This is a genomic window from Rhodophyticola sp., from assembly GCF_965284195.1.
Classification (GTDB): domain Bacteria; phylum Pseudomonadota; class Alphaproteobacteria; order Rhodobacterales; family Rhodobacteraceae; genus Rhodophyticola.
On the sequence record NZ_CBDIRM010000001.1, the window covers coordinates 1080040 to 1091374 of the forward strand.

Here is an 11335-nt window from a genome sequence, read left to right on the forward strand (position 1 = left end):
GGATCAGGCTCCGAGATCGAGAAGTTGGGCGATATTGGCGTCGGCACTGATGTCGAAATCGATCGTGCCGTCCCGCGCGGTCATAAGGGTCAGGATGCCGGGGCCATGCCCCGTCATCACGCTGTCGCCATGGATGCACAGGCAGATCGACACCGCGCCTTCCCGGTAGGACCGCCCCCAGTGATGATCGGCATGGCGGATCGCGATCAGATCGCCGAGACGCATCTGGTCGATGCCCAGCTCCGCCATCAGCGCCCGGTCCCCCGACATCAGATCCTGATCGACATATTCCGAGTTCAGTTCGGCGCCGGAGCCCATGATGCGCATCGGCAGTTCCATGGCCACATTCACATGCAGGCGTGACCCGTGTTCTGTGATCCCCATGGCATGGAACAGGCGCGGGCTCATCTTCTTCAGGGCGACACCGGGATGATCGGTCAGCGCAAGGCCCTGACCCTTGGTCATCACCTGAATGCGGTCGCCGGGGGCCATCACGTCATGCGCCTCGGGCGAGAACTGCACCAGAATGCGCGCATGTTCGCCAACAACGATGCCGCGCTCGCCTGCCGCCATGCCGGAGGTCACCATCGCCTCGTTACCGATGCAGTTGAGGTAGTGCAGCGCATGATGGCGGCCGGCATCGGCCTCGTCATCGATGGATACGCCCGGTTCCACATGATCGCCCGCCCAGCCGAAGGCGCGATCCCCGCAGCGCACGTTATAGGTGATCCCGTACATCCCCGGCAGCACCGTCGCGCGGCCGTCGGGATGGGGGATATACTGGCCCGGTCGCACCGCAGGTGTGGTGATCACGCCGGAGACGGCCATCTCGACAAGGCTGGATTCATTGGTGTTCGGGCTTGGCATCGGGGCGCGGCTCCTCCGTTTCTGGGCGGCTGGCGGACAGCAATGTTTTGGTTTGACTTCCGGCCTCTTCCTTGCCATCAGTATATTGTCGACATTGCTCTTGTCCAACTGAGATACACGAGCAGAATGGATAGTCAAGCACCGTGCGTTGACCTGATCGGGTTCCCGGAAACCCGCAGCGCCGCACAGATCCGAAAGGGATGAGCAGTCAGGATGAGTTATGCAGGATTAATCGACGTGACGGGCCGGGTGAACGATTTTCTGAACGCCGGATCGGTCCTGTCCTGGGACGCGCGGACGATGATGCCGAAGGCCGGCGCCGAGACGCGGTCCAAGCAACTTGCCACCCTGGCGGTCGCGGCCCGCAACCTGTTGTGCTCGGACGAGACGAAGCGCGCGCTCGACGGGGCGGAGGCGGAGATCTCAGGCAAGCACTCCGACAGCGCGGAGGCGCGGATCGTGGCGCAGGTGCGCGAGGCCATCGATTACCACGAGCGCATCCCGACGGAGCTTCTGCGCCGGAAGACCGAGCTGGGCTCGGCCGCTCACGAGGTCTGGGCGGAGGCGCGCGAGAAGGCCGATTTCTCGATTTTTGCCGATGCGCTGACCACCATGGTCGATATCAACCGGGAAATGGCGCAGGCCATCGGGTTTGACGACCATCCCTATGACGCCCTGATGTACCGCTTCGAGCCGGGCACGACCAAGGCCGGTCTGGACCGTTTGTTTGCCCGGCTGCGCGAGGGTATGCTGCCGCTGGTGCGCGCGATCGCCGATGCGGAGAAACCCCGGTCGGATTTCCTGTTTCGCGACTATCCGGTTCAGGCGCAGATGGCGTTTGCCCTGAAAATGGCCAGGCGGATCGGCTATGACACCGATCGCGGCCGACTGGATACCACCGTTCATCCGTTCGAGGTGTCCTTCACCCGCAACGATGTGCGGATCACCACACGGGTCAACAGATCCTACATGCCGATGTCCCTGTTCGGGGCGCTGCACGAGGCGGGCCACGCGATGTATGAGCAGGGCGTCGACCCCGCCTATACCCGCACGCCGCTCGCCACCGATCTGATCAGCCTTTATGCCGTCGGCGGCGTCAGTTTCGGGGCCCATGAAAGCCAGTCGCGCCTTTGGGAAAACCACGTGGGCCGCAGTCGCGCCTTCTGGGCCAATCACATGGGCGATATCAGAGCGGCCTATCCCGGCACGCTCGACGACGTCACCGAAGAGGAGTTCTACCGCGCGGTGAACCGGTCCGAACCGAGCTTCATCCGGGTCGAGGCGGACGAGCTGACCTATGATTTCCACATCATGCTGCGCTGCGAGCTTGAGGCCGCGCTGGTCGATGGATCGCTGGCCGTTGCCGATCTGCCCGAGGCATGGAATGCGGGGATGAAAAGCTATCTGGGCGTAGATGTGCCCGATGACGCGCAGGGCGTCCTGCAGGATGTGCACTGGTCCTCGGGCCAGATCGGGACGTTCTGCAACTACACCATCGGCAATATCATGGCCGCCCAGCTGTTCGACACCGCGACGGACGAAAACCCCGGCATTCAGACCGCGCTGGACGCCGCGGACTACACCCCTCTGCGGGCGTGGCTCACCGACAAGGTCTGCCGTCATGGCCGCCGTTTCGGCCGCGACGAATTGCTGGAAAAGGCCACCGGGCGGACGCTCGACCCCGATCCCTACATCGCGCATCTGACGCGCAAATACTCCGATCTCTACGCGCTCGCCTGATCGCCTGCCTGGCAAGGAAACGACAATGACCACACCGAACACCGCACGCCTGGCCAAACGGGTCAAACTGTCCGACGGGGCGCTGATCACCAAGATGCTGGATATCGCCGAGGGGCTTGACGACGTGATCAAACTGGGCCGCGGCGACCCCGATCTGGATACGCCCGCCCATATCATCAAGGCCGGGCAGGAGGCGCTGGCCAACGGCGCCACGCATTATACCCACCCGCTTGGCATCGCGCCGCTGCGCGAGGCGATTGCGGACAACATCCGGGCCTATGGCGGGGCTGACTACGCCGCCGACGAGATCATGATCACTCCGGGCGGCCAGCAGGGCATGTTCATTATCGCGCTGTCGCTGCTTGACCCCGGCGACGAGATTATCGTGCCGTGCCCGGGCTACAACCCCTATCAGCAGGCCGCCGAGATGTCCGATGCCGTCGTGGTGAAAATCCCGATGACGCTTGCCACGAATTTCACGCTGACCGCCGAGATGATCGAGCCCCACATCACCGAACGGTCGAAAATCCTCGTGCTGATCAACCCCAACAATCCGACCGGCTCCGTCACCCCGCCAGACGAGGTGCGCAAGATCGCGGAACTGGCCAAGAAGCACGATCTGATCGTGATCTCCGACGAGATCTATTCCCGCCTGACCTTCGGCAATAACACGGTGCTGCCGGTTGCCTCGCTGCCGGACATGAAGGAGCGCACCATCACGCTCAGCGGGTTTTCCAAGGCCTATGCGATGACCGGCTGGCGGATCGGCTATCTGGCCGGGCCGCGCGACCTGATCATGCCGATGTCCGAGGTCAACCACGCCTTCGCGATCTCCACCGCCGCCGTCAGCCAGCATGCCGCGCTGGCCGCGATGACCGGCCCGCAGGACTGCGTGGAGGAGATGCGCCAGATCTACGATGCGCGCCGCCGCGCCATCTGCAAGGGGCTCGATGCCATCGGCATGGGCTATGCCGAGCCGCAGGGCGCCTTCTACGTCTATGCCAATGTCGCCAGCCTGGGTCTCGGGATCACCGCCGGCGCATTCTGCGAACGGCTTTTGGCCGAGGGCAGGGTGATGATGTATCCGGGCACGATTTACGGCGATCACACGGATGATTTCGTGCGCATGTCGATGACCCAGCCCGTCGACCGGATCGAGATCGCGATGCAACGCATGGCGCAGGTCGTCGAAAGCTTCCGCGCGGATGCGCGGACCGCAGCCATTTAGGAAAGGGACGCAGACATGGATGTGAAATCCGACAACCCCAATATCAGAAGCATCAAGCACATGGCCTTTGCCGTGAAGGATGCCGAGCAGGCGCTGAGCGCATATGCGAAGTTCCTGCATGTGCCTGCGGAGACCGAGATCACGCATTTCCCGAAATCCGGAAACAAGGTCGCGCTCTTCTATCTGGGCGGCATCGAGTATCAGCTTTGCCAGTCGACCGATCCGGACGGTCGCTTCGCGTCCTGGATCAAGGAGCGGGGCGCCGAGGGTCTCCACCATATCTGCTATGAGGTCGACGATATCGACAAGGCGCTGGACCACGCGAAATCCCAGGGCGCGGAGCTTCGCATCTGTCAGGCCTGCGGCGTTTACGGCAGCCATGCCCATCCCGAGGGCTGGGTCGCGTTTCTCGACAATGATGCCGGCGGGATCGAGATCGAATTCATGCAGGTCTACACGCCCGAACAGCTTGCGGCTTACGAAAAATCGGGGGCCGAAGCGGTATGAGCACGGATGCAAACCAGTCGCTGAGCGTGGGCACCGCGACGGCGCAACCCGGTGAAACGGTGCGCGGCGCGATCCCCGCGGGCGATCTGGCCGGCGGGATCAGGGTCGAGATCCCGGTGGTGGTGATCAATGGCGCGGGCGCCGGGCCGACCTTCTGGGTCAATGCGGCAATCCACGGCGATGAGCCCGAGGGGCCGCTGGCCTGCATGATGGCGCAAAAGCAGATCGATCCGGCCAAGCTGCGCGGTGCGGTCGTGATGGTACCGTGCGTGAACCCGCTGGCGTTTTCGGCCGCCGAACGGGGCAACCCGCTCGACACGTTCACCTATGACATGAACCGGATCTATCCCGGCAAGCCCGACGGCTATTTTTCCGACCGGGTGGCCGATGCCCATTGGCAGGCGATGAAGGACGTGGCCGATCTGGAGATCTCGATCCATTCCGGCGGCGCGCATTCCTTCCTCGACAAGGCGATCTTCGTCGACGAGCGCCCCGAAAGCGTGGAACTTGCCAAGGCCATGGGCGCAGGCTGGGGCTGCATCATGTCGAACTTCACCAAGTCCGGCAGCCCGATGGCGGCGCTGAACAATGCCGGCAAGGTGGGGATCACGGTCGAGCTTGGCGGGCGCTCCTACACCTCGCCCGAACGGTTCCGTTACGTGGGCCGCGAGCTTGCGAAGTCGATCCTGAACATCTGCTACCACTACGATATGCTGGACGGCGAGGCGACCTATCCCGACGACGCCACCAAGGGCCAGCAGCAGGCGCTGCTGGCGCCCGCGTCCGGCATATTCCTGCCCGAGGAGGGCGTGGAGTTCCTCACCATGATGCGGAAGGGCGACAAGATCGCCTCCATCGTCAATATCTTCGGCGATGAGGTCGGCGCGCTGCATGCACCCGCCGATGGCATGTTCTTCGGTCTGCGCGCGCTGCCGAATGTCAACCGGGGCGACTGGTGCTGCTTCTTCAACAAGGTGGAGGGGCCGCGTGACTGAACGGACCCGCCGCCAGCGCAGGGCGCATTCATGACCCGGCCCCGCGATCTGGCCGGATATGGCGCCAACCCGCCCGATATCCGCTGGCCGGGCGGCGCGGGTCTCGCCGTCAACTTCGTGCTGAATATCGAGGAGGGCTCCGAATACTCCGTCGGCGATGGCGATGGCCGTTCCGAAAGCGCGCTGAGCGAGGTTCGGGCCAGCCGGGTTCCCGCAGGCGACCGGGATCTGGCCGCCGAAAGCATGTATGAATACGGATCGCGGGTCGGCTTCTGGCGGCTGCACCGTCTGTTCCGGTCGCGCGGCCTGCCGCTGACGGTGTTCGCCAGCGCCCTTGCGCTGGAACGCTGCCCCGACATCGCCGCGGCGATTTCCGCGACAGACTGGGATATCTGCGCCCATGGCTGGCGCTGGATCGAGCATTATCATCTGGATGCCCAAACCGAGGCCGATCATATCGCAAAGGCCCATGAGAGCCTGACCCGAACCGTCGGCCGCCCGCCGAAGGGCTGGTATTGCCGCTATTCCGCCTCGCCCGCGACGCGGGATCTTCTGGTGGCCCATGGCGGCTACACCTATGACAGCGACGCCTATAACGACGATCTGCCCTACTGGACGGAGGTCTCGGGCAAGCCGCATCTGGTCGTGCCCTATTCGATGGTCACCAATGACGCCAAGTTCCTGTCGGGAGACGTCTTCGCGGCAAGCGATTATGCCAATTTCCTGATCGACAGTTTCGACATATTGCTGGCCGAGGCCCGAGAGATGCCGCGGATGATGTCGGTGGGGCTGCATTCCCGCATCATCGGCCATCCGGGCCGGCTGGCCGGGCTGATACGGTTCATGGATCACATCGCGGGCCGGGCGGATGTCTGGGTTTGCGGGCGTGACGAGATCGCGGAGTTCTGGCGCGACCGGGTCCCGCAGGGGCAGGGCCGATGACCGGCCCGGTGCTGAAGCTGCAACCCCCCGATGCGGCCGCGTTCGCCCCCTATGGGGATCTGGTTCTGCCGCCGGAGGAGCCCGGCACCCGGCGGTTCTACAGCACCGCGTTGCATGCGCGCGGCGAAACCAGCGCCCCGGTGCTGCATGTCAACAACGTGGCGCCTCAGGCGCTGCCGCTGGCGGTAACCCGCATCGAACGCCATCCCTTCGCGGCGCAGTGTTTCTTTCCGCTCGACGTGTCGCGCTACGCGGTGATGGTGATGCCCTCCGACATCGAGGGGCGGCCGCTTCCCGACCGGGCGCTGGCGTTTCTGATGCCCGGCACGATCGGCGTGATCTTCAACCCCGGCGTCTGGCATCTGGGCGCGACCGTGCTGGACCGGCCGGGCCATTTCACCGTCCTGATGTGGCGAGGCGGCCCGATGCAGGACGATGATTTCCGCACCATCGCGCCGCTGACCCTGATCGACCCCACGGACCCATTGGCCGGCGCTTGACAGGCGCCCGAAAGAGACATCGAAGATGACCCCACGCAAGACCGAACTGTTTGTTCCCGCCATCACGCCTTTTGCGGCCGATCTGTCCGTGGATACGGACCGTTTCGTGGCGCATGCAAAGGCGCTGATCGCGGCCGGGGCGCATGGGCTGGCGCCGTTCGGCACCACCAGCGAGGCGAACTCCCTGTCTGTCGCGGAACGGATGCAGGCGCTGGAGGCGTTGATCGACGCCGGAATTCCGCCCGCGCAGTTGATCCCGGGCACCGGCTGCTCGGCGGCGGCCGATACCATCGCGCTGTCATCCCATGCGACCGGCCTTGGTTGCCGGGGGGTGCTGATGCTGCCGCCATTCTTCTATAAGGGTGTCAGTGATGACGGCGTGTTCGATGCCTATGCGCAGGTGATCGAGGCGGTGGGCGCCGATCTGCGCGTCTATCTTTACCATATTCCGCAAATGTCCGGCGTGCCGATCACCCTGCCGCTGATCGACCGCCTGATCGCGGCCTTTCCGGACACTATCGCCGGGCTCAAGGACAGCTCTGGCAACTGGGAAAACACCGCCGCGGTGATCGCGGCGTTCCCCGGCATCGATACCTATTCGGCCTCGGAATCGCTGATCCCCGATAATGTGGCGGCGGGCGGCGCGGGATGCATCAGCGCCAGCTCGAACGTGAATGCGGCAGGCATCCGCCGCCTGATCGACGGGCTCGGCGGGCCGGACGAAGCCGCCCATCACCGGCAGGTGAGCGAGGTTCGCAAGATTTTCGAAACCCTGCCATTGATCCCCGCGATCAAGGCGGCAGTGGCGCTTCAGACCGGGGATGCGGGATATGCCCGCGTCCGCCCGCCCTTCACCGCGACCGGGCCGGACCACGCCGATGCGATTGCCGAGGCTGTGCGCATCGCGGGCGCACAGACGCCGCCATGAGCGATGGCCCGGTCCTCGTCACCGGCGCGGGCGGGTTCGTCTGCTCCGAGATCGCGCTGGCGCTTCACCGCGCGGGCCGGCAGGTTCTGGCCGCGGACCGGCATTTCGACAGCGCGACCGCCGCGCGTCTTGGCACTATCCGCCGGATCGAAGGACCGCTGGACGAGACGTTGCCCGCTCTGGCCGCTCTTGCGCCTTCGGCTGTCATCCACGGCGCTGCGATCACAGCGGCCCCGGCGCGGCTTGAGCTGTCGCGGGCCGGGCATATCCGGCGCAACACGGAGCTTCTGACCCGCACGCTTGAGATGGCACGCGGTGCAGGCGCGCGCGCCTTTCTCTTTCTCAGTTCCATGGGCGTGTTCGAGCCGCAGGACGGGCCGGCGCCGGGCGGGCGTTTTACCGAAGCCACCACCCCCACGGCGCTCTGTGCCTATGCCGCTGCCAAACGCGCGGGCGAACTTCTGACCGAGGCCGCCGCCGAAGATGGCTTCGTCACGTCGAGCCTGCGCCTCGGCAATGTCTTCGGCCCCCATGAAGCGGTGCGGGAGAGCCGCCAGAGGCTTTGCCTGGTGCAGCGCATGCTGGCGGAGGCGCGGAGCAGTGGCGTCATTACCTTGGACGCGCCCGAGGCGCACCGTGAATGGTCGTGGCTGCCCGATCTTGCCGACGGGATCGCGGCGCATATCGGCACAATCGCCGCAAACGGCGCGCGCGTCCTTCACGCCGGTACGCCGCCCGTGCAGAGCGATCTCGCACTGGCCCGGGCCATTGCGGAACGGCTGCGCGGCACCTTGATCCGTCTTGCGCCACCACCGCACCGGCCGGTGCGCCCTCCGATGGGTAGCGATCACGAAAGCGTCTTCACCGCGATCGACTGGACCGGGATGGAGACCGCGCTTGATCGGCTCCTCCCGGTCGAGGCGGCGCTATGACGCCGCTCCGTCTGATCATCGTCGGGCTTGGCGCCCGGTCGCGCACTTGGCTGGATGTGGTGGGCAGGTCCCCGGATGTCGAGATAGCGGCGCTTTGCGACCCGGACCCGGGCGCCCGCGCCCGTGCGGCGGAGCGGTTTCCGGATCTGCCCATGGGCGCGGATCTGTCCGATGTAGTCGGGACCGGGGCCGATGCGGTCCTGCTCTGCACGCCGCCGGGCGGGCGGGAGGCGCAGATTGACGCGGCTTGCACCGCCGGTCTGGCCATTCTGGCGGAAAAACCGCTTTCCGACGATGTGGCGACAGCCGCGAAATTCGTGGTGATGGCGGAGGCGGCGGGGGTTCACCTGATCGTCGGTCTGAACTTCCGCTATCTGGCCGTGACCCGGGCGATGCGCCGCATTCTGGAGGAGGGGGGGCTGGGGACGCCGGGCTTCGGGCGGTTCACCTATGAACGCTGGCGCGACGGTACGCAGGACTGGCTGAACTCCTATCCGCTGCGCATGGCGCATCCGATGCTCTGGGAACAGTCGATCCACCATTTCGACCTCATGCGCTACGTCTACCGGACCGAGCCGCTGCGCATTCAGGCCCATACCTTCAACCCGAGCTGGACGATGTATGCCGGCGACGCGAATGTCTCCGCCCTGATCGCGTTCGAGAACGGGATGACCGTCAATTATCAGGGGACATGGCAATCCGGCCATGAACCGATGCATTTCGACTGGCGCACGGATTGCTCGGAAGGCGTGATCGTCCAGCGCGAGATGTTCGGCGATCTGGCGATGGCACACCGCATGGAGCCCGAACTGACGATCGTGCCCTTGCCCGACCACACACCCTGGATCAGCGATGCGACCGCTTTGCTGGAGGCGTTCGTCGCGACCTGCCGGGGCGATGCGCCGCCCGAATGCACCGGGCGCGATCACCTGCAATCCCTCTACATGCTGCAAGCCTGCATTTTGGCCTCAGACCGACGTGCCGCGGTCGAGATCGAGGAGGTCCGGTCCGCCACGCTGGCGCCGGGCTGAACAAATCGAGAAGTCCGTTCAAGCGGGCCCATGACCACTTCACCGATGGCGTATTGCTACAACGAAGGACATGAGACATGAGATACAAGGGAACGCTTCTTGCCACCGCGCTGACGATCGGCCTGCCAGCCGTTGCGTCAGCCCAACCGGACGAAAACACGCTTGTGGTCGGGCTCAGCGCCGATGCAAGCACCTTCGAGCCGGCCGAGATCCGCTCGATGGACAATTCCAACATCGCGCGACACATCTTTACCGCCCTGACCAGCATCAGCGATGATGGGGAGATCCTGCCGCGTCTGGCCACCGGCTGGACCATGAGCGAGGATGGCACCCGGCTGGAATTCACATTGCCCGAAGGCCGCGTTTGCGAAGACGGCGAACCGCTGACGGCGGAGGACGTGGCCTATTCCTGGAACAGGGCGGGGGACCCGGAGAACGCTTTCGCGGGCAACACGCCCGGCTTCGTCTATACCTCGATGCAGTTCGCGGGCGCCGAGGTGGTGGATGACCTGACCGTCGCCATCAACACCGTCTCCGATACCGGCATGGCGCTTGGCTTCACCTCGCAGGTCTTCATCCACTGCAAGGACAGCTACGAAAACATGAGCGAGGACGAAATCGCCCGTTCGCCCGTGTCGTCCGGCGAATACCGGCTGGTGGATTGGAACATCGGGTCGAACCTGACGCTGGAGAAATGGCAGGGCGAGGGCAATTTCGACCGGATCGAGTTCCGGATCATTCCCGAAGCCTCGACCCGGGTTGCCGAACTTCTGACCGGCAATGTGGATATCATCACCAATGTGTCGCCCGACCAGATGGACGTGGTCAACGCCAGCGGCGTGGCCGATGTTCAGGTCGTGCAGGGACTGCGGCGGATGTATATCGGCTTCAACCAGTCCGACCAGTTCGAGGGTGTCGCCGGGGAGGCGGTGCGTGACGAGAATGTGCGCCGTGCGCTGCAGTATGCGGTCAATGTGCCGGCGATCTGCTCGCAACTCCTGAACTTCGAGTGTGAGCGGGCGACCGGGTTGGTGAACCCGCCCAACGACAACCCCAATCTGGAGCCCTATCCCTACGATCCGGCAACCGCCGAGCGCCTGCTGGACGAGGCCGGATACCCCCGTGGCGATGACGGGGTGCGCTTCGAGATCACGTTGCAGGCACCGCGCGGGCGCTATCTGAACGATGCCAATGTGGCGCTTGCGGTCGGCAGTTTCCTGACCGAGGTTGGCGTTCAGACCGAGGTGGAGCTTCTTGAATGGTCGTCGGTTTATGTGCCGCTGATCCGTGGCCACGATGCGGGCCCGCTCTTCTTCCTCGGCTCGGGTGGCGCGCTTTGGAGCGCGCTTTACGACATGGCCGTGCTGGCCACTGTGGAAAGCGGCCCGAACTATACCGACTGGGCCGATCCGCGCTGGTTCGACCGTTGGGAAGACATCGCCAATGCCGCAACGCCGGAGGAGGAGCGCGAGGTCATCAATGAGATGCTTCAGGTCTTCTATGACTATGGCCCGTGGTTGCACATGTATTTCCAGCCGGATTTCTACGGGGTGAGCCGCCGGATCGAATGGGAGGCCCGGCGCGATGAACACGTCAATCTCTGGGATGCCCGCCTGGCGGAGTGACCCGAGCTTTCGGGCGGCGCCGGTATCCCCGGTGCCGCCC

At 64.8% G+C, this 11335-nt stretch carries 11 protein-coding genes; 10 read left to right on the forward strand and 1 reads right to left on the reverse strand.

The window, feature by feature from the left end; translation table 11 throughout:
• Window positions 1-3 precede the first annotated feature (3 nt).
• Window positions 4-867, reverse strand: coding sequence for a DUF4438 domain-containing protein (locus tag ACQ651_RS05405; RefSeq protein ID WP_430448659.1), 864 nt, complete (start codon window positions 865-867; stop codon window positions 4-6).
• A 213-nt stretch (window positions 868-1080) separates the two neighbouring features.
• Between ACQ651_RS05405 and ACQ651_RS05410 the strand changes: the two genes are divergently transcribed.
• The 10 genes from ACQ651_RS05410 to ACQ651_RS05455 all read left to right on the forward strand — a co-directional run bounded on the left by ACQ651_RS05410 (window position 1081) and on the right by ACQ651_RS05455 (window position 11295).
• Window positions 1081-2607 carry a carboxypeptidase M32 gene (locus tag ACQ651_RS05410; protein ID WP_430448660.1) on the forward strand — a complete coding sequence of 509 codons (1527 nt, stop codon included), beginning with the start codon at window positions 1081-1083 and terminating at the stop codon, window positions 2605-2607.
• A 25-nt stretch (window positions 2608-2632) separates the two neighbouring features.
• Window positions 2633-3835, forward strand: coding sequence for a pyridoxal phosphate-dependent aminotransferase (locus ACQ651_RS05415; protein WP_430448661.1), 1203 nt, complete (start codon window positions 2633-2635; stop codon window positions 3833-3835).
• A gap of 15 nt (window positions 3836-3850) precedes the next feature.
• Window positions 3851-4342 (forward strand): VOC family protein, encoded by a 492-nt coding sequence (locus tag ACQ651_RS05420; protein ID WP_375552267.1) that lies wholly within the window; start codon window positions 3851-3853, stop codon window positions 4340-4342.
• Complete coding sequence (locus tag ACQ651_RS05425; protein ID WP_227287539.1) at window positions 4339-5337, forward strand: succinylglutamate desuccinylase/aspartoacylase family protein; 999 nt, start codon at window positions 4339-4341, stop codon at window positions 5335-5337. Before ACQ651_RS05420 ends, ACQ651_RS05425 begins: the two co-directional genes overlap by 4 nt.
• Before the next feature lie 30 nt (window positions 5338-5367).
• The gene (locus tag ACQ651_RS05430; protein WP_430448662.1) at window positions 5368-6279 is read left to right on the forward strand and encodes a polysaccharide deacetylase family protein; all 912 of its coding nucleotides are present in this window, start codon (window positions 5368-5370) and stop codon (window positions 6277-6279) included.
• A complete protein-coding gene (locus tag ACQ651_RS05435) occupies window positions 6276-6779 on the forward strand; it encodes an ureidoglycolate lyase (RefSeq protein ID WP_227287537.1) in 504 nt (167 codons plus the stop codon). The genes ACQ651_RS05430 and ACQ651_RS05435 overlap by 4 nt, the downstream gene beginning before the upstream one ends.
• Before the next feature lie 25 nt (window positions 6780-6804).
• Window positions 6805-7707: a dihydrodipicolinate synthase family protein gene (locus ACQ651_RS05440; protein WP_430448663.1), complete on the forward strand. Its 903-nt coding sequence runs from the start codon at window positions 6805-6807 to the stop codon at window positions 7705-7707.
• Entirely contained in the window at window positions 7704-8639 is a 936-nt protein-coding gene (locus ACQ651_RS05445) for an NAD-dependent epimerase/dehydratase family protein (RefSeq protein WP_375552271.1), read from the forward strand. Before ACQ651_RS05440 ends, ACQ651_RS05445 begins: the two co-directional genes overlap by 4 nt.
• Window positions 8636-9670, forward strand: coding sequence for a Gfo/Idh/MocA family protein (locus tag ACQ651_RS05450; protein ID WP_430448664.1), 1035 nt, complete (start codon window positions 8636-8638; stop codon window positions 9668-9670). The genes ACQ651_RS05445 and ACQ651_RS05450 overlap by 4 nt, the downstream gene beginning before the upstream one ends.
• A 77-nt stretch (window positions 9671-9747) precedes the next feature.
• The gene (locus tag ACQ651_RS05455; protein ID WP_430448665.1) at window positions 9748-11295 is read left to right on the forward strand and encodes an ABC transporter substrate-binding protein; all 1548 of its coding nucleotides are present in this window, start codon (window positions 9748-9750) and stop codon (window positions 11293-11295) included.
• Window positions 11296-11335 lie beyond the last annotated feature (40 nt).

Bases quoted from the DNA above. Each gene is read 5' to 3' on its own strand.
- ACQ651_RS05450 (WP_430448664.1), top strand. From the start codon at position 8,636: ATGACGCCGCTCCGTCTGATCATCGTCGGGCTTGGCGCCCGGTCGCGC.
- ACQ651_RS05445 (WP_375552271.1), top strand. From the start codon at position 7,704: ATGAGCGATGGCCCGGTCCTCGTCACCGGCGCGGGCGGGTTCGTCTGC.
- ACQ651_RS05405 (WP_430448659.1), bottom strand. From the start codon at position 867: ATGCCAAGCCCGAACACCAATGAATCCAGCCTTGTCGAGATGGCCGTC.
- ACQ651_RS05430 (WP_430448662.1), top strand. From the start codon at position 5,368: ATGACCCGGCCCCGCGATCTGGCCGGATATGGCGCCAACCCGCCCGAT.
- ACQ651_RS05415 (WP_430448661.1), top strand. From the start codon at position 2,633: ATGACCACACCGAACACCGCACGCCTGGCCAAACGGGTCAAACTGTCC.
- ACQ651_RS05435 (WP_227287537.1), top strand. From the start codon at position 6,276: ATGACCGGCCCGGTGCTGAAGCTGCAACCCCCCGATGCGGCCGCGTTC.
- ACQ651_RS05440 (WP_430448663.1), top strand. From the start codon at position 6,805: ATGACCCCACGCAAGACCGAACTGTTTGTTCCCGCCATCACGCCTTTT.
- ACQ651_RS05455 (WP_430448665.1), top strand. From the start codon at position 9,748: ATGAGATACAAGGGAACGCTTCTTGCCACCGCGCTGACGATCGGCCTG.
- ACQ651_RS05420 (WP_375552267.1), top strand. From the start codon at position 3,851: ATGGATGTGAAATCCGACAACCCCAATATCAGAAGCATCAAGCACATG.
- ACQ651_RS05410 (WP_430448660.1), top strand. From the start codon at position 1,081: ATGAGTTATGCAGGATTAATCGACGTGACGGGCCGGGTGAACGATTTT.
- ACQ651_RS05425 (WP_227287539.1), top strand. From the start codon at position 4,339: ATGAGCACGGATGCAAACCAGTCGCTGAGCGTGGGCACCGCGACGGCG.